This window comes from Paenibacillus sp. FSL R10-2778, from assembly GCF_038593035.1.
GTDB classification, from domain to species: domain Bacteria; phylum Bacillota; class Bacilli; order Paenibacillales; family Paenibacillaceae; genus Paenibacillus_AQ; species Paenibacillus_AQ odorifer.
This window is the reverse complement of the sequence record NZ_CP151956.1, coordinates 6,161,158-6,181,329: the sequence shown is the minus strand read 5'-3', so window position 1 is coordinate 6,181,329 and position 20,172 is coordinate 6,161,158. Positions and strand designations below refer to the sequence as shown.

The 20,172-nt window shown below is 43.0% G+C and carries 10 protein-coding genes; 9 read left to right on the top strand and 1 reads right to left on the bottom strand.

Translation table 11 applies throughout. From position 1 onward, the window contains the following. Positions 1-22: 22 nt before the first annotated feature. The 3 genes from thiC (at position 23) to NST40_RS27620 (ending at position 6,618) form a co-directional block, all read left to right on the top strand. On the top strand, positions 23-1,765 hold the full coding sequence (thiC, locus tag NST40_RS27630; RefSeq protein ID WP_076219826.1) for a phosphomethylpyrimidine synthase ThiC: 1,743 nt from the start codon (positions 23-25) through the stop codon (positions 1,763-1,765). 85 nt (positions 1,766-1,850) lie between these two features. Continuing rightward, positions 1,851-2,837: a phosphotransferase gene (locus tag NST40_RS27625; protein ID WP_076219825.1), complete on the top strand. Its 987-nt coding sequence runs from the start codon at positions 1,851-1,853 to the stop codon at positions 2,835-2,837. A 253-nt stretch (positions 2,838-3,090) separates the two neighbouring features. Next, positions 3,091-6,618, top strand: a complete 3,528-nt coding sequence (locus tag NST40_RS27620) for an alpha-amylase family glycosyl hydrolase (protein ID WP_342410188.1) — start codon at positions 3,091-3,093, stop codon at positions 6,616-6,618. 94 nt (positions 6,619-6,712) lie between these two features. On the opposite strand, the gene NST40_RS27615 is transcribed toward NST40_RS27620, so the two are convergent. Further along, positions 6,713-7,636, bottom strand: a complete 924-nt coding sequence (locus tag NST40_RS27615; protein ID WP_076219984.1) for a phosphotransferase — start codon at positions 7,634-7,636, stop codon at positions 6,713-6,715. Positions 7,637-7,790: 154 nt separating this feature from the next. On the opposite strand from NST40_RS27615, the gene NST40_RS27610 reads away from it, so the two are divergent. The 6 genes from NST40_RS27610 to NST40_RS27585 all read left to right on the top strand — a co-directional run bounded on the left by NST40_RS27610 (position 7,791) and on the right by NST40_RS27585 (position 20,067). Continuing rightward, entirely contained in the window at positions 7,791-8,669 is an 879-nt protein-coding gene (locus NST40_RS27610; protein WP_076219985.1) for an aminoglycoside phosphotransferase family protein, read from the top strand. Positions 8,670-8,918: 249 nt separating this feature from the next. After that, positions 8,919-9,482: an alkyl hydroperoxide reductase subunit C gene (ahpC, locus tag NST40_RS27605; protein ID WP_036681373.1), complete on the top strand. Its 564-nt coding sequence runs from the start codon at positions 8,919-8,921 to the stop codon at positions 9,480-9,482. A gap of 14 nt (positions 9,483-9,496) precedes the next feature. Further along, entirely contained in the window at positions 9,497-11,026 is a 1,530-nt protein-coding gene (ahpF, locus tag NST40_RS27600; RefSeq protein ID WP_076277814.1) for an alkyl hydroperoxide reductase subunit F, read from the top strand. 266 nt (positions 11,027-11,292) lie between these two features. Further along, complete coding sequence (locus tag NST40_RS27595; RefSeq protein ID WP_341003950.1) at positions 11,293-12,114, top strand: methyl-accepting chemotaxis protein; 822 nt, start codon at positions 11,293-11,295, stop codon at positions 12,112-12,114. Positions 12,115-12,230: 116 nt separating this feature from the next. Then, positions 12,231-12,947 (top strand): purine-nucleoside phosphorylase, encoded by a 717-nt coding sequence (gene deoD / locus NST40_RS27590; protein ID WP_036681380.1) that lies wholly within the window; start codon positions 12,231-12,233, stop codon positions 12,945-12,947. A 301-nt stretch (positions 12,948-13,248) separates the two neighbouring features. Further along, positions 13,249-20,067 carry an S-layer homology domain-containing protein gene (locus tag NST40_RS27585; RefSeq protein WP_342410187.1) on the top strand — a complete coding sequence of 2,273 codons (6,819 nt, stop codon included), beginning with the start codon at positions 13,249-13,251 and terminating at the stop codon, positions 20,065-20,067. The last annotated feature ends 105 nt before the right edge of the window (positions 20,068-20,172 follow it).

Below are 20,172 nucleotides of genomic sequence, written 5' to 3'. Positions count from 1 at the left end.
TCACCTTATAGGAGGAATTGAGATGACAAGCGAATTGAACAACGATCCAATCAATCTATCAGCTTTTCCAGCAAGTCAAAAAGTGTATGTAAAGGGTTCACGGCCTGATATTCAGGTGCCTATGCGGGAGATCTCACTTAGTCCAACTGCGGGCATAGACGGCGAAGAGGAGAATGCTCCAATTCATGTCTATGACACAAGCGGGGCTTATACGGATGCTAATATTCATACTGATATTCGTCAGGGGTTAGAGCCCAATCGTCTAAGCTGGATTGAGGAACGAGGGGATGCGGAAGCGTACGAAGGAAGAACCGTGAAGCCTGAAGATAACGGGAATGCAACGGGAAAAGCTGTGGCGGAAGTGTTTCCAGCGCTCCATAGAAAACCTTTGCGAGCGAAAAAGGGGCGTAATGTCTCTCAAATGCATTATGCACGCAAAGGGATTATTACTTCGGAAATGGAATACGTTGCGATTCGTGAGAATGTGACACCGGAATTTGTAAGAGATGAAGTAGCCCGCGGCCGCGCCATCATTCCAGCGAATATCAATCATCCAGAGAGTGAACCAATGATTATTGGACGCAATTTTTTAGTGAAGATCAATGCCAATATAGGAAATTCCGCAGTATCCTCATCCATAGAAGAAGAGGTAGAGAAGATGAGATGGGCCACCCGCTGGGGTGCAGATAATATAATGGATCTCTCCACAGGTAAAAACATCCATACGACACGCGAGTGGATCATCCGTAATTCTCCTGTTCCTATTGGAACGGTGCCTATCTATCAAGCGTTGGAAAAAGTGAATGGGAAAGCGGAAGATTTAACATGGGAAGTGTACCGTGATACGCTCATTGAGCAAGCGGAGCAAGGGGTTGATTATTTTACCATTCATGCGGGGGTTCTGCTTCGTTATATCCCGTTGACGGTACAACGTATGACAGGCATTGTTTCAAGAGGTGGCTCCATCATGGCGGCATGGTGTCTTGCGCATCATCAAGAGAACTTTTTATATACACATTTTGAAGAGATATGTGAAATCATGAAGCTGTACGATGTTTCTTTTTCCCTAGGCGATGGATTACGTCCGGGTTCGATTGCTGATGCGAATGATGAAGCACAATTTGCCGAGTTAGAGACGTTAGGTGAATTAACAGCTATAGCTTGGAGTCATGATGTACAGGTGATGGTAGAGGGTCCAGGACATGTGCCGATGCACTTGATTAAAGAGAATATGGATAAGCAACTTGAAACTTGTAACGAAGCCCCTTTTTATACATTAGGTCCACTGACTACAGATATTGCGCCTGGTTATGATCATATTACCTCTGCTATAGGTGCAGCGATGATTGGTTGGTTCGGTACAGCTATGTTATGTTACGTAACTCCGAAGGAACATCTTGGCCTGCCTAATAAGGAAGATGTACGTATAGGGGTCATTACTTATAAAATAGCGGCTCATGCCGCAGATTTGGCGAAAGGGCATAAAGGAGCACAAGACCGGGATAATGCTCTTTCGAAAGCCCGTTTTGAATTTCGTTGGCGTGATCAATTTCATTTATCGTTAGATCCTGAGCGAGCGCTCGAATATCATGATGAGACATTGCCTGCGGAAGGCGCTAAAACAGCTCATTTCTGTTCCATGTGCGGGCCGAAATTTTGCAGTATGAAGATCTCTCATAATATCCGGAATACGACGAGAATTGAATCAGGAATGCAAGAGAAGGCGCAAGAGTTTCTCCAAGGCGGGAGCCTCATTTATAGATAACTTTTTCTGCTAAAAAGAAATATCTAAAAGAAGTCGTCATTGGCGGCTTCTTCTTTTATACTTTGAATAGATAGGAGTTGATGAAATGGAAGCGATTCGTTCAGAGGAAGCCATTTTAGAGGATTTAAGTAATAGTTTCTATCATTTTTTTGGATTGAAAGTCCTTCATGCTACCCCAATAAAACGTGGCTGGTTAAATCTTAAATGGAAAATCATAACGGATTCAGGACCATTTCTACTTAAACAATACAACAAAAAAAGATATAAATTGTATAACCCAGAAGAGCTGAACTTTGCTTTTTCTCAACAGAAAAGATTGTATCTACAGGGGCTCCCATGTCCCGGATTGTTGGCTTATAACCATAAAGTTTTATTGGAATCAGATATGGGAGAGACGTTTATGGTTATGGAATATTGTGAAGGGCGTGTCATAGAGCCGGGCAAAATTAACATCCTTCAAATGTTTGATTTGGGTCGTGCCACAGGTAAAATGCATCGTTTATTAAATGATGGGACCCTTAGTTTGAAAAGAACCCCACAATTTATTCCCCAAAGCCCTGAGGAACGTTTAGAACATTGGAATGTACTCCTACAACAATCAAAGGAAATGGGCAAAACTTCACTCATCACTGACCTAGAGATACAACTGAGAGCGACTGAAGAAATAGATCCGGAAATATTCGAAGGACTTGTAGCTGGATGGGCACATCGTGATTTATGGGTTGATAATCTTTTATTTCAAGATAGCCAATTGTCTGCAATTCTAGATTTTGATCGGTTCAAATATGATTATCCGCAGCTTGATGTAGCGCGAGCAGTGATGTCATGTGCTTTAGATGAAGATTTAGATGGAGCACTAGCTTCAGCATTTATTGACGGATATCGTGAGGAACGAACGGTGGAGCAGGGGTATTTAACAAAATCATTGCAGTTGTTGTGGTATATGGAAAGCCCGTGGTGGATTAATGCCGCGATGGACAAACATAGTGTACCTCCAAAACGTTTTGCAAAAGAAATGAATTGGCTGGCTAAGAACCTGAACAATTTACCTGCTATCTTAGGGAACTTATAGTGAAAACGATTGAATTATAGCCTAAAAGATGCATTGACCAGCAAAAGTTTGGCGCCTATAATCTTAACAAGGAAAATTCATCAGATATTGAACCATTTGTAAACGCATACAATGAGTTTTTTCCTTATTAATCATTGAAGGAGGAGATTAAAACTATTAAGTATTTCTTTTTTTCTCATTTTTGCAAACGTTTGCACATCACGATGGGCTTAAAATCGTAAGCTGCACTTAAAATTATGAGGAGGTTATTTACTTGGTATCCAAACAATCCAGGCGTTATATTTCGTGGTTAATTATTTTTTCACTCATTTTTAGTTTATTTGGTTTATCGGGTGGAGCATCGGCCAGCAATACGGATCATACAGTCACCTATACCAATCCTACAGCGGCAGCTGTGACCTTACATTGGACTACGAATAACTGGGCTAATACTACGGACACGGTGATGACCAAAAATGGAACCACGTTCATCGCCAACCTCAACGTTCAGGAAGGTGCCACCCTAATTTATTGTTATCACATCACGGCTCCAACGGATAGTTGGGACAATAACGGCGGGAAGAACTGGACGGTTGTTATTCCGGTCGCCGGAAAATACGAAGCAGAGAGTGCATCCCTATCTGGTGATGCAAAAGTAAATACGAATCACACCGGATATTCGGGCACTGGTTTTGTTGATGGATATACAACTACAGGAGCAGCCACCACTTTTAACGTCCAGGCTTCCGCAGCAGGGTCCTATAATGCCACGCTTCACTATGCTAATGCATCCGGCAGTGCTAAAAAAGTGTCCATTTATGTCAATGGAATAAAGGTTACACAGACAACATTAGCCAACCTGACCAACTGGGATACATGGGCAGACCAAACAGAAACACTCTCTTTACAGGCAGGAAATAACACGCTTGCTTATAAATATGACTCGGATGATAGCGGGAATATTAATATCGACTATGTGACCCTTTCGGCCGGAGCTACACCAACACCAACGATAACTCCTACCCCAACAGTGACACCAACACCTACGGTAACTCCTACCCCAACAGTGACGCCAACACCTACGGTAACTCCTACACCAACAGTGACGCCAACACCTACCATAACACCCACACCAACGCCAACAGTGACGCCAACACCTACACCTACTTCAGCGGGGCTAACCGTTCACTTTAAGAAACCAGCAAGCTGGAATGCAGCGATCCGCATCCATTACTGGAATCTGAATCCGGCAACCGTTCCGACTAGTGGAGCATGGCCGGGAATACTGATGAAATCGGACGGGAACGATTGGTATAGCTATACTGTTCCAAATGCTACAGGGGCAAGCCTGATCTTTAATGACGGCAATGGCAAACAGACGGCTGACTTATCTCGCAGCGTAAAAGAGGGCTGGTATAACTCAGATAACGTATGGTATGACGCCAATCCAGACGTTCCTAAGGTTCCGGTGATATCCGTCTCTCCTGTGCCCAAAACCTATGATTCTGCCCAAACGGTGACCCTATCCAGTACAAATAGCGGCGATAAAATTTATTATACGACCGACGGATCAACACCTACGACAACCTCAACGTTGTATACGACTCCAATCCAAGTACCTTCTTCTTTGACTATCAAAGCATTCGGCGTTAACTCTATAGGGCAAGCGGGTAATGTCGGCTCTTTTGCTTATGTGATTGATCTGAATGCCGATTTGCAAGCTCCGATTATCACTGCGAATCTGCCTGTTGGGAATTCGAGCTCAGCGGTTTCCGTATCTTTTAATATAAAAGACAACAAGGCGGCAACGACCACAGCATATTACACAGATAATGGTACGGAACCAACAACGAGTTCAAAAGTCTATATTTCAGGCAATGCACTGACATCTCTTACCGGACCGTCTATCTTGATTAACAAGACGACAACCTTAAAATTCCTTGTGATCGATGGTGCCGGAAATGAAACTAAACAGAGTTTTGTTTATAACATTGGTAATAAGGGCGATTTTCGTGAAGATACGATTTATTTTGTAATCACTTCCCGGTTTTATGACGGTGATCCGAGTAACAACGAACATGCATGGGAGGATGCCAAGGCAGGAAATCCGGACTCTGATCCAGCTTGGCGAGGGGATTTCAAAGGACTGATTCAAAAGCTCGATTACATTAAAGCCTTAGGATTCAGTGCCATCTGGATTACACCTGTGGTGCAGAATGCCAGCGGATATGATTATCATGGGTACCATGCAATAAATTTTGCAAAAGTAGATCCAAGATATGAATCCGCAGGGGCATCCTATCAGGATTTGATCAATGCAGCACACGCTAGAGGGATAAAGGTTATTCAAGATATTGTCGTCAATCATACCGGTAATTTTGGAGAAGAAAATCTGTTCCCGATGTTCAAAAAAGATCCAACGGCGGCGGACACCGTGAGTAACATGCTCAAAATTACGGATAAGCTGCCAGCTAACTATGATTCCATGACCCCGGATCAGCAATATCAGGCAAGACTTGCCTTAATGAAGACTGCGGAGACTAACAATAACATTTACCATACGGAAAAAAGTCTTTCTTGGGAGTCTTACACCGTCCAGACAGGACAGATTGCGGGAGACTGTGTGGACTTAAACACAGAGAATCCTCTAGTGAATCAGTATCTAATCGACAGCTATAATCAATATATTGATATGGGTGTGGATGCTTTCCGGGTCGATACTGTAAAGCATGTAAGCCGGTATATTTTTAACAAATATTTTGTGCCGGCATGGAAAACAAGAGGGGGCTCAGACTTCTTTGTCTTTGGGGAAGTGGCTACTCGGTACAGAGATGTGTGGAACAGTGGAATTCCGGCGATATCAACACCATTTTATACTTGGAAAAGCTCAAAACCCTATCCAGGTGACGGTCAAAATGACTACGCTTCCAACAAGCTATCGGTGGAACAAGAGTGGGCAGATAACTCTACTACAGCAGGACAACCTACCTCGAACAATGCATTTTTAACAGGAAATACTTATCATGCGCCTGACTATTCGATGAAATCGGGTATGGATGTTATTGATTTTCCAATGCACTGGGCCTTCAAGACTGCTCAGGAAGCATTTAGTATGAGAAGCGGTGATCAATTCTATAATGATGCTACCTGGAATGTAACTTATATTGACTCTCATGACTATGCACCTGACCAGGCACCAGAAAATCAAAGATTTGCAGGCACACAGGACACTTGGGCTGAGAATCTCGCGCTGATGTTCACCTTCCGAGGAATACCTGCGATCTATTATGGTTCTGAAATTGAGTTCAAAAAAGGATCAGTCATCGATGTAGGTCCAAATGCGCCGTTAAGTACAACAGGCCGTGCTTACTTTGGCGATCATATTGAGGGTAGTGTTACTGTTCAAGATTACGGTAAATATATCAATGCTACTGGCACACTTGCAGACTCATTAAATTATCCTCTGGCGAAACATATCAGACAACTTAATTTAATTAGAAGAGCTGTTCCTGCTTTGCAAAAAGGCCAATATTCTACAGAAAATGTATCAGGTGATTTGGCATTTAAAAGAAGATACACAGATAGTAGCAAAGGAATCGATAGCTTTGCTTTGGTTACGATCTCAGGAAATGCAACATTCACCGGAATTCCTAACGGAACATATGTGGATGCGGTCACTGGTGATACCAAAACCGTTACCAACGGTGTGATCACAATCAACTGCTCCGGTAAAGGAAATGCACGGGTGTATGTATTGAACGGTAGTGGTGGAATCGGAGAGTCAGGAACCTATCTGAAGTAGAACCTTGTATATTAGTTATCAAAAATAGCCTCAGTTCGGGATGAACCCGTACTGAGGTTGTTTTTATATAGTACAGATTGAAACGTCAGTACTTTTACCCGTGTTTAATGCAAAGTTCTTGCCATTTCATAAGCCAACTATATTGTTCATCGCAGAATTCTTTGGATATACTTTGCAATCCTTGACACTGCACTATTCTTGAGATGATTTGAAAATGTCTGATCGCAATAAAATCGAAAAGAGCCTTAAACTCATTACTACTTATTGTACGTGTTGTACTATAACCCGAATAGAAACGTTCGTACAAACGCATGGTTTGATCATACATCGATTCATTTGAGTGATTAAAATCGGTAGCATCACACATGTATGCAACATCCATACTCGGATAATCACCCGAAGCATCATCGAAGTCCAAAAGAATATATTCACCGCACTCATTTCTGAGCATATTTCCTGTGTGAAGGTCACCGTGACAAAAGCTTTTGGGAAGCTTTGTGATACGTTCCCATAATTCATTGCCGTAATGATTTAGTTCAAGGATTTTTCCTGGGTCAAATTGGAGATCTTGCATATTGGAGATATAACCATCGATGTAATCGAATTTTGTTCTACGGATAAGCTTCTCGGGGTATTGCTCCATTAAGTTATGGAGTTTCCCGATCTGTGTCCCGATGCTCTTCGCCTCGATTTTACCATCGGGTGTTGCTCCCTCGACATAATCGTATAGTATTCCAACGCAGCTGCCAGCCTGACTACTGAGTATAATGTGGCTATCATTCTGTACAGTTCTAATCACAGAAACTGCTGGATATGAGTTAGCTTTTAAATAATCGAGGATGCGAACCGTCTGCAGAGCATCATCCGTTTTAAAGCTACGAAATATTTTGAACATATACTTTTTCTCTTGGTTCTGCAAAAAATACACCCTACCGATCATCTCACGATGAAGGTTGATATTCTCTATATTTATTTGATAGGAGTGTTTAATTTCATTGATAAGGCTATCATATTCCATATACAAAGATCTCCTTCTGATATATATCGAGCTATAAAAAAGTATATTCTCTTTGTACTTTATAACTAATATATAAAGCTTACACATACCATATGTCACAAGAAAATATTTAAGACAACCAAATAATGCTTGTAAATCATGATTGGAGATATTTATGCATACTATAGACGTCGATTTAGTAGCAAGATTAATAAATGAACAATTTCCTGAATGGTCCGATTTAGAGATCAGGCCTGTAAAATTCAGTGGGCATGATAATCGGACTTTTCATTTAGGTGAACAGATGAGTGTGCGATTACCAAGTGCAGCCGCTTATGTTCCTCAAGTGGAGAAAGAACAAAAATGGTTACCTTTTTTAAAGAAAGGACTTACGTTACCTATTTCAACACCATTAGCGAAAGGGACACCTACCAAAGAATATCCCTGGCCTTGGTCTATTAATAATTGGCTAGAGGGAGAGACTTTATCCCATGAGAACATTAATGATCTCAATCAATTTGCGAGAGACTTGGGAAGCTTTTTAATTGAATTACAGTCTATTGATGCTAGTGGGGGACCTTTAGCCGGAGAGCATAATTTTTATAGAGGTGGGTCCTTAGCTGTATATGATGAGGAATCTAGAAATGCGATTGAGCATAATAAAGATATTTTTAATGAAGGTCTATTGAAAAAGATCTGGGAACTGGCATTAGACTCTGAATGGGAGTCAGAACCAGTTTGGGTTCATGGTGATGTCGCACCTGGAAATATATTAGTCAAAGACGGACAGCTTTGTGCAGTCATTGATTTTGGCATATTAGGGGTGGGTGATCCTGCTTGTGATGCTGCAATGGCGTGGACTTTTTTTGATGAGGCTAGTAGAAGAATCTTTAAAAAGGTATTAAACATGGATGCACAAACGTGGAATAGAGCAAGAGGGTGGGCTTTATGGAAAGCACTGATCACCTATAATGGAAATCGATATTCTAATCCAACAGTAGCGGAAGAATCCTTGAATATTATCAATCTAATAGTAGAAGACATCGAATTGTAGAAATTGAACTACATAAAACATGTAAACTAAACCATAATAGTCAATAAGCACGAATGAGCATCAGTCAGATGATAAAGTGTTGTATTTAAATCCGAAAGAAAGGAATTTGTATGAACATTTAGCGACTGACAACGATTATCATATTAGAATTATTATAAATAACTTGACAGGCCTTAATTTGGTTAATTATAATAATTATAAATAGTATCCACTCTATTCATAAATTAAACCCAAAGGAGATTAAACAATATGTCATTAATCGGAACAGAAGTACTACCATTCAAAGCAAGCGCATTTCAAGATGGGAAATTTATCGATGTTACAGAAGAAAACTTCAAAGGTAAATGGAGTGTAGTTTGCTTTTACCCAGCTGACTTCACATTCGTATGCCCAACTGAACTAGAAGATTTGCAGAACCAATATGAAACCCTCAAACAACTAGGTGTTGAAGTATATTCCGTTTCTACTGACACACACTTTACACATAAAGCATGGCATGAAAGCTCCGCAGCAATTGGCAAGGTGAAGTACATTATGATCGGCGATCCTTCCCATGTGGTTTCCCGCAACTTTGATGTATTGATCGAAGCTGACGGTCTTGCAGATCGTGGTACATTCATCATTGATCCAGACGGTGTTATTCAAACTGTTGAGATTAATGCTGGTGGTATCGGTCGCGATGCTAGCGCTCTTGTTAACAAAATTAAAGCAGCGCAATATGTACGCAATCATCCAGGTGAAGTTTGCCCAGCGAAATGGTCGGAAGGTGCAGAAACTCTTAAACCAAGTCTCGATCTTGTAGGTAAGATTTAAGGAGCGAAAGCTAAATGAAACTAGATCAAGAAATAAAAGCTCAACTAGCGCAATACCTTGAACTCTTGGAAGGCGATGTAGTACTGAAACTCAGTGCAGGCGCTGACGAGGCATCACAAGAGATGACCGAACTAGTTGATGAAATTGCCAAAATGTCACCTAGGATTACGGTGGAAAGAACCGAACTGTCTAGAACCCCAAGCTTTAGTGTAAATCGTGTGGGTGAAGATACGGGCGTAACCTTTGCCGGAACTCCGCTTGGACACGAATTTACTTCATTAGTATTGGCTCTGTTGCAGGTTAGCGGAAGAGCTCCTAAGGTTGAGCAAAGTGTAATTGATCAGATCAAAGGCATTAGTGGTGAATATAAGTTTGAAACTTATGTTAGCCTGAGCTGTCATAATTGCCCTGATGTTGTACAAGCACTGAATCTTATGAGTATCTTTAATCCGGGCATTACCCATACGATGATTGACGGTGGAGTATTCAAAGAAGAGGTAGAAAGCAAAGAAATTATGTCTGTTCCAAGCGTCTACCTTAATGGTGAATTTTTCGAAAGTGGTCGTATGACGGTTGAAGAAATTTTAGCTAAAATGGGCAGCAGTGTGGACGCATCTGAGTTTGACAATAAAGCTCCATATGATGTGCTTGTTGTCGGCAGCGGCCCAGCTGGTGCAAGTGCAGCCATTTATGCGGCACGTAAAGGTATTCGTACAGGTATTGTTGCTGAACGCTTTGGCGGACAGGTTAACGACACGCTTGGTATCGAGAACTTTATTAGTGTGAAGTACACTGAAGGTCCTCAACTCGTAGCTAAACTTGAAGAGCAAGTAAAAGAGTATGGCATTGATGTGATGAAATTGCAGCGTGTCAGACGTCTAGACAAAAATGACTTAATTGAAGTTGAACTCGAGAACGGTGCTGTTCTAAAGAGTAAGACGGTCATTCTGTCTACAGGTGCTCGTTGGCGGAATATGGGCGTGCCTGGTGAAGCTGAATTCAAGAACAAAGGTGTAGCCTACTGCCCACACTGTGATGGTCCTTTGTTTGCAGGCAAAGATGTTGCAGTTGTTGGCGGCGGTAACTCAGGTATTGAGGCAGCTATTGACCTTGCAGGTATAGTGAAGCATGTAACGGTTCTGGAATTTGCTCCAGAGCTCAAAGCTGATGCTGTACTGCAAGATCGTCTCTATAGCCTTCCTAACGTTACTGTTCTTAAAAACGTGCAAACTAAAGAGATTACCGGAACTGATAAGGTAAATGGTATTTCTTATGTTGATCGTGCGACAGAAGAGACTCACCATGTTGAATTGCAGGGTGTATTTGTACAGATTGGTCTGGTTCCAAATACAGAATGGCTAGGTGACACAGTTGAACGTACTCGCGTAGGTGAGATTGTTGTAGATAGCCATGGTGCTACTAGCTTACCAGGAGTATTCGCTGCTGGTGACTGCACTAATAGTGCTTATAAACAAATCATTATCTCGATGGGATCCGGTGCAACTGCAGCGCTAGGAGCATTTGATTATCTGATCCGTAACTAATCGATATTATTAGTAACAGCAAGAGAACGAAAGCCCTCACTTTTCACAAAGTGGGGGCTTTTTTTATGTTATTCGTCTTTTGTGAGAGAGAAATGGGTGTTTGTAAACTTTTTTGGAGGATTTTATGAAGATTTTCGCGAATACATATCTAAAATATGAATTAAGCAAAATTAAGGATTTAGATTAAATGCATGTCTGCAAGGCATAATCTGGTTAGACTTGGTGCGCTATAAATAACGTTTTGCTGGAATGGAGACTATATTTCTGTGATTAACAACATTGAATCTTTAGACAAATTTATCTCACTTATACCAATTATAAAATTATCTATCCCCTCTGATTTATCAATAGCGATATGTGATTTGGAACGGTTCGTTGCTTATTTTCCTGGCGACACTATAAATTTAAACATTAACGAAGGACAACCTTTACACAAAGAAGAACCACTTTACTTAGCGATACAAGAGAATCGTACCTTGAAGTCCGATGTTCCAGCCCACTTTTATGGATTTGAGTTTACAGGTACAGCAACACCTCTTCACGATCAAACGGGACAAGTCATTGGCGGGATTGCAGTTCAGATTCGAAGACAAAGTGAATTAAAAGCCATTGTAGAACAAATCTCGGAATCATTATCCCAAGCCAATGAGCAAATTAATAATATTTCCTATGGCGTAAGTTCACTTTCGGATCACTCTCAGGAACTACTCATTCAATCTCAGCAGGCTGGAAAAGATGTGGAGAATACAACAGAAGTCCTATCCATTATAAACAGGGTTGCTGATCAAACGAATTTACTTGGGCTGAATGCTGCAATAGAAGCAGCGCATGCAGGTGAGAAAGGTAGAAGTTTTGAAGTCGTAGCCAAGGAAATCCGGAAATTTTCAAGGGAAACCGTCGCCTCGACGCAAAACATAAATAAAACCATGTTACAGATTAAGGGAATTACGAATCAAATGGCTAATTCGATAGAGAAGATAGCAGCTATCGGGCAAGAACAGGCGGCATCTGTTCAGCATACTTCTACATTTATTGAGGAAATAAAGATAATGTCCCAAAAACTTAATGAGTTTGCTAATAAATTATAAAAAGAGATTCAGTAGCAGTATTTTTGTCGCAATAAAAGAAAATTTTAAACGTATATTTAAAATCATGAATGGTATAGTAAGATAGTAATGAGTAATCAACATAGGAGGAATAAATTATGTCAACGCCGCACAATGCAGCACAAAATGGTGAAATCGCCAAAACAGTATTAATGCCAGGAGATCCTTTGAGAGCGAAGTATATTGCAGAAACCTATTTGGAGAACCCAACCCAATTTAATACGGTACGTAATATGTTTGGATATACAGGAACTTATAAAGGCAAAGAGGTTTCGGTAATGGGTTCGGGAATGGGAATGCCAAGTATCGGTATTTATTCTTATGAACTATACAAAAACTATGGTGTGGAAAACATCATTCGTATCGGTAGTGCTGGAGCATATACTGATAAATTGAATTTATTTGACGTGGTGTTGGCGGATAGCGCGTGGAGTGAATCTACATATGCCTATGTGCAAAGCGGTGTAGAAGGAGATATCCAGCTGCCAAGTAAAGAATTGAACGAAGTCATTGAAGCAGCGGCTACACGTATTAACAAGCCAGTTCTGACGGCGAGAATTCATTCCAGCGATGTATTCTATCATGAAGACAATGTGCCTGGAGTTAATGAATTTTACAATGAACATGGCTGTGTTTGTGTAGAAATGGAGAGTTATGCGTTGTTCCATAATGCGAAAGTGTTAGGTAAACAAGCTGCATGTATTCTTACCATTTCCGATTCGTTAGTTACTCATGCTGTAACCACGGCAGAAGAAAGACAAAATTCTTTCAACGGCATGATGGAAGTAGCTTTAGAAGCAGCGATTTCTATTTAATAAAAAAGATTAAGCAGCTTAAAAAGTTCTACGAGAAAAAGCTTGAAAGCCTATTAAATTCAGGATTAAGTCCTGATATTTGATAGGTTTTTTTCTCATTTGTAAGGTTGTGGAAATGGATAGGTGAAGCGTGTAAATTATTGTTGTTTTTAATCAAAATTTAATGTTAAATTCGTAATAATTCTCTCGGATTATACCGATATAAAAATCAAACCAAATGGCTACAAATCTTAGACAAGACATCTAATCTCCATATGGTGGAAGTAATTATATTTTGGTGTAATGCCAAAGGGGGAAAATTGTGATTAAGCGGAGTGGCAATCTTTTATTAGCAATAAGTTTAGTATTCTCTATCGTCAGTTCTCTGTTTATGCCTGCAGTAATTTATGCAGCACCCAGCAATAGCAATATCATAGATCAAAGCTCCACATCAGCTGGAAATTTGAGCAGTGTTGCTTTTGGTAACAATGTTTTTGTAGCGGTGGGCCAAGGAGGGATATCTACATCATCAAATGGCGTAGATTGGTCTATCTCAAAAAAGGCGGGGAACCCCAAACTAACTTCTATTGTGTTCGCTAATGGGCTGTTCTTAGCTATTGATGGTAGCGAAAAGGCAGTTTACAATTCACTCGATGGTGAAAATTGGACAAAAAAAACGTTAGCTATCACACCGGAAAGGTTGAAAGCGGTCAATGAAAAGTTCTTTGTATGGCAGTCAGTATATAAACCTGGCACCAATCCACCTTCTTATGATGTAACTCTACTACAATCCTCGGATGGCATTAACTGGACAGACACAGGAATCACTTCTACCAATGCAATATTCGGAATGCAAAGCTTAACGGATATTGCTTATGGCAACAACAAATATGTGGTCTCTGCTAACAATGCTGTCTATTATACCTCAACGAATCTGATCAATTGGACAACGGTCACCTTAACCGATCTTGTGATCAACCACTATAACTCTAGTTGGCCTTATGTTACGAATGTAATCTATTTAAATAATCGTTTCTTTAGTTATATCGTGACTCCGTATGCTAAAAAAGTATTCACCTCTACAGACGGTGCTAATTGGACCGTTGATGCCTCATGGGATAACAAGCAATTTTATGGGGGAGGTTCTTTAAATGGGAGCTATTTGTTGTTTGGGCAGGGTGTAATTTATAAATCTTCTGCGGCTCCGCTGGACAGCACCCAGTGGACATCTTCGGATTCCCATACAACAATGATGGTGAACAATATGGTTTACGGAAATGGCAAATATGTTGCCTCAGGGGGCAGCGGCTTACTGGTTTCTTCTGACCTATCGGCGTGGAGTAATGTCAGCGGTAATCTGAAAAGTATTGCTAAGGATGGTAATGGCAATTATGTTGCCGTCTCATCCGGGGAATATGGCTCTATTTACAAATCTAATAGCTCCGCAGTATGGAACGATGTCACACCCTCCAAGCTGCCAGGAATGAATGCGGTCACTTATGGAGCAGGGAAGTTTATTGCGGTTACAGATAAAGAAAACTACAATCTTAACGCCAAAGTGGTGACCTCGACCAACGGTGATACTTGGACTATGACAGATACCGGAGTGCAGGACAATCTGACTGGCGTTGCTTTTGGCACAAATCAGTACGTTGCTGTTTCCGATTATGGCGGAATTTATTCTTCAGTTAACGGAACCTCATGGACAGAGAAGTTTAAAAATGGGGATTTTGCATTTAATACAGTAGTTTACTTGAATAATCAATTTGTAGCTCTTGGGATGAAATACAATAGTACTACTTATGAGCAAGAGAGCGTTGTTATCGCAAAATCATCAGATGGAATACAGTGGAATGTGCCCTTAGAGATTGGGTTCCCCAATACTTCTTTAAAGGGAATTGCCTATGATGGTAGAGCTTATATTCTGGTTGGAGAAGATACACTTAGCCAGCAGGCAGTAATTCTAACCACAGAAGATTTGGTAACTTTTACGAAGGTTACAATATCAGCTAGCGCACTAAATAATATCAGCTTTGGTAATGGAAGTTTTCTGGCTGTTGGATTGAAGGGGGAGTTATTCTCTTCGGCAGACGGATCCACGTGGACTCAGGAAACATCAGAGCTTACCTCTAATCTTAATGGCATTATTTACGATGGTACTAATTTTAAGGTCGTGGGGGATTATTTCACTAAAATGACCCTGAACCTAGGACCTACTCTTGCATATAGCATCACCGCCTCAGCGGCGACGTTGACACCTGTCGTAGGTGTAGATAATGGGATTACGCTGACCGTGAAAAATTCGCTGGGCAATACGGATACAACGTTCACCGGAACAAAAGAAGTGACGGTAACGGGTTATGGTGTTGCGCCGGACGGAACGTACGGAAGCTTAGGAAGCACTGCTTTGGCAGCTTCACCGAACAAGATCAACGTTAATTTCGTTGCGGGTGTAGCACAGGTGAACCTTAAGCTGAATAAAGCGGGAGCACAGGCTGTTGTGTTTAGCCAAGCAGGCGTAACTTCGCCAGCGGCAACAGCGCTGAACATTACACCTGTCGCAGGTAGCACGGCGACAATGAAGCTGACCACGGGCGTAAGTGCCCCGCAGACCAATGGTGGTAGCTTCGCGCAGCAGCCAGTGATAACGCTGCTGGATCAGTTTGGGAATGTAAACCTTGGCGACAACAGTACGGTTGTTACTGTGTCGAAGAAGGACACAGGAAGCTGGACGTTGACGGGGAATACGACGTTGACGGCAGTAGCAGGTGTCATTTCCTTTACGGATCTGGGAGCTACGAATGCCACTGGAATCACCGGAGCCCAACTGGCATTTGATGCGACAGGACTTCCACAGATCACTAGTGTAGCGTTGAATCTTCCAGAGCCACAGGGAGCGCAAAGCATCACTGCCTCAGCGGCGACGTTAACGCCTGTCGTAGGTGTAGATAATGGCATTACGCTGACCGTGAAGAACTCGCTGGGCGACACGGACACTCTGTTTACCGGAACAAAAGAAGTGACGGTAACGGGTTATGATGTTGCGCCGAACGGAACGTACGGAAGCTTAGGAATCACCGCTTTGGCAGCTTCACCGAGCAAGATCAACGTTGATTTCGTTGAGGGTGTAGCACAGGTGAACCTGAAGCTGAACAAAGCTGGCGCGCAAGCGGTTGTGTTCAGCCAAGCAGGCGTAGCCACGCCAGCAGCAACAGCGCTGAACGTTACACCTGTCGCAGGTAGCACGGCGACAATGAAGCTGACCACAGGCGTAAGTGCGCCGCAAGCCAATGGCGGTAGCTTCGCGCAGCAGCCAGTAATTACTTTGCTGGATCAGTTTGGGAATGTGAATATTGGCGACAACAGTACGGTTGTTACTGTGTCGAAGAAGGACACAGGAAGCTGGACGTTGACGGGGAATACGACGTTGACGGCATTAGCGGGCTTCATTTCCTTTACGGATCTGGGAGCTACGAATGCAGCTGGAATCACCGGAGCGCAACTGGCATTTGATGCGACAGGACTTCCACAGGTCACTAGTGTAGCGTTGAATCTTCCACAGCCACAGGGAGCACAAAGCATCACCGCCTCAGCAGCGACCTTGACGCCTGTCGTAGGTGTAGATAATGGCATTACGCTGACTGTGAAAAATTCGCTGGGTAATACAGATACAACGTTCACGGGAACGAAAGAAGTGACGGTAACGGGTTATGGTGTTGCGCCGGACGGTACGTACGGAAGCTTAGGAATCACCGCTTTGGCGGCTTCACCAAGCAAGATCAACGTTGATTTCGTTGCGGGTGTAGCTCAGGTGGATCTGAAGCTGAACAAAGCTGGCGCGCAATCGGTTGTGTTCAGCCAAGCAGGCGTAGCCACGCCAGCAGCAACAGCGCTGAACATTGCACCTGTCGCAGGTAGCACAGCGACAATGAAGCTGACCACAGGCGTAAGTGCTCCGCAGGCCAATGGCGGCAGCTTCGCGCAGCAGCCAGTAATTACTTTGCTGGATCAGTTTGGGAATGTAAACATTGTCGACAACAGTACGGTTGTTACTGTGTCGAAGAAGGACACTGGAAGCTGGACGTTGACGGGGAATACGACATTGACGGCAGTAGCGGGTGTCATTTCCTTTACGGATCTGGGAGCTACGAATGCAGCTGGAATCACCGGAGCGCAACTGGCATTTGATGCGACAGGTCTTCCACAGATCACTAGCGCTACCGTGAATCTTCCACAGCCACAGGGAGCGCAAAGCATCACCGCCTCAGCGGCGACTTTAACACCTGTCGTAGGTGTAGATAATGGGATTACGCTGACCGTGAAGAATTCACTGGGCGATACGGATACAACGTTCACAGGAACAAAAGAAGTGACGGTAACGGGTTATGATGTTGCGCCGGACGGAACGTACGGAAGCTTAGGAATCACCGCTTTGGCAGCTTCACCGAGCAAGATCAACGTTGATTTCGTTGAGGGTGTAGCACAGGTGAACCTGAAGCTGAACAAAGCTGGCGCGCAAGCGGTTGTGTTCAGCCAAGCAGGCGTAGCCACGCCAGCAGCAACAGGGCTGAACATTACACCTGTCGCAGGTAGCACAGCGACAATGAAGCTGACCACGGGCGTAAGTGCCCCGCAAGCCAATGGCGGTAGCTTCGCGCAGCAGCCAGTGATAACGCTGCTGGATCAGTTTGGGAATGTGAATATTGGCGACAACAGTACGGTTGTTACTGTGTCGAAGAAGGACACTGGAACCTGGACGTTGACGGGGAATACGACGTTGACAGCAGTAGCGGGCCTCATTTCCTTTACGGATCTGGGAGCTACGAATGCCACTGGAATCACCGGAGCGCAACTGGCATTTGATGCGACAGGACTTACAGAGATCACTAGTGCAGTTATTGACCTTACCTGGCCTGAACTTGCTGCGCCAAGTATTGAGTCTGTAACAGCAGGAAACGGACATATTCGTATTACTTGGAGTCCCGTATATGGTACCGATAGTTACGCTGTATATCAGTCTACAGCTTCAGGTGTTTATGGAGCTGAGGTAGCTACTATAAGTGGCTCTGAGAACAGTTACGATGCTGTAGGATTAATTAATGGAACTGCTTATTATTTTATTGTTAAAGCTGTTAATCCTGATGGTATCAGTGCGGCTTCCAATGAAGTAACTAGAACGCCGCAGGTTCCAGCGCCGGGCGCGCCAATACTTCATTCACCTGTGGCAAGTAATGGCCTCATCGGCTTAACATGGGATCCGGTGAAGGGTGCGATTGGATACACTATATATCAAGGTATCACTTCTGGAATCTATGAGACCCAAGTGGCTACAGTAAGCGAATCTGTCTACAACTATGATGTGACAGGGTTAACTAATGGCCAATCTTATTATTTCGTAGTTAAGGCATCTAATCCGGGCGGGGAGAGTGCAGCTTCTAACGAAGTCAGCACGAAACCAAGAACATCACCATCTGCACCTACTTACTTAATAGCGGTAGCGGGAGATGGCGAGGTGACTGTGACATTTGCAGTTCCTGATTCGAACGGGGGAACTCCAATTACGAATTATGAGGTAACTGCTTCTCCGGGTAATATCGTAACGGTTGGGGCAACAAGTCCAATAAAGGTAACTGGTCTAGCGAATGGAACCACTTATTCGTTTACAGTTAAAGCGATTAATAGCGCTGGTAGTAGTGTAGCTTCTGAAGTTTCGAACTCAGTGACACCGAAGTCATCAACGGAGGTTGAGGTTACACCTACACCGCCAACACCAACGCCAACGCCAACGCCAACAGAATCACCGACATCAACACCGACTGCACCACCTTCAACAACTGCACCAACTGCAACAGCAGGATCCACTGCTACAGCTGCAGCTACACCATCTAGCAGCATGGTTGAGGTATTGGTGAACGGTAAGGTTGAAAATGCCGGAACAGCAACGATATCTGAGTATAACGGGCAGACGGTTACCACGATTGTTGTAGATCAGGCAAAAATAGAGCAACGTATCGAAAAGGAAGACCAGAATGCAATTATAACTATCCCTGTGACTGCGACTTCAGATGTGATTATTGGCGAGCTTAATGGCCAAATCATCAAAGATATGGAGCAGAAGCAGGCGCTGCTAATCATTCGTACTCCAAAAGGTACTTATACAATATCAGCAGCACAGATTGATATCAGTGCAATTTCAAAACAGTTTGGCACAGACATTGCTCTACAAGATGTGAAGGTGCAAATTTCAATTTCTGTTCCGACTGCGGATGCACTGAAAAGAATAGAAATGTTGGCAGCCAATGAAAAGCTAACGTTGGTAGCTCAGCCATTAGATTTCACGGTGAAGGTTACTTACGCTGGGAAAACTGTTGAACTCACTAAGTTTAATACCTATGTGGAAAGAACTATTCCTCTAGCGGATGGTGTAGACCTTAAGAAGATCACGACTGGGCTAGTGCTTGAAGCGGGGGGGACGTTCCGCCATGTACCCACACAGATTGTTGCCATTGATGGCAAACACTTTGCGAAAATACACAGTTTAACGAACAGTACGTATTTTGTAGTTCAAGATCCACAGAACTTCAAGGATGTCGCCACCCACTGGGCTAAGGACATTGTCAATGAGATGGCTTCCCGTAAGGTTATTAATGGAGTCGGCGACGATTTGTTTAACCCTAATCTGGAGATTACACGTGCAGAATTTGCGGCGATTATCGTACGTGGATTGGGATTGAAGTTGGAAAGCGGGACAACATCCTTTGCGGATGTAAAGGTCTCAGATTGGTATAATGATGCGGTGCAGACAGCTTACTCCTATAAGCTAATCAACGGTTTTGAAGATGGAGCGTTCCATCCAACAGACAAGATTACTCGGGAACAGGCGATGAGTATTATTGCTAAAGCTATGGTGATTACCGATCTGAAGACAAAACTTCCGGCCAAAGAAGCAAGCGAGCTGCTGAGCATTTACACGGATGCGAATGAAGCATCAGACTGGGCGAAGAGTGGCATCGCAGACAGCCTGCAAGCAGGAATCATCACGGGCAGAAGCGGAAATGTACTTGCCCCACAAGCCTTCATTACGAGAGCAGAAGTTGCGGCTATCATCCAAAGATTGCTGCAACAATCAGATTTGATTTAATACACGGTTCTGATTCGAGAGGATCCTTCATGCAGGAAGAGCTGCGGAGGGTCCTCTTTATTTTATTAGGTCAGAGACAATCATTTGTTGCTTTTTTATTGACAA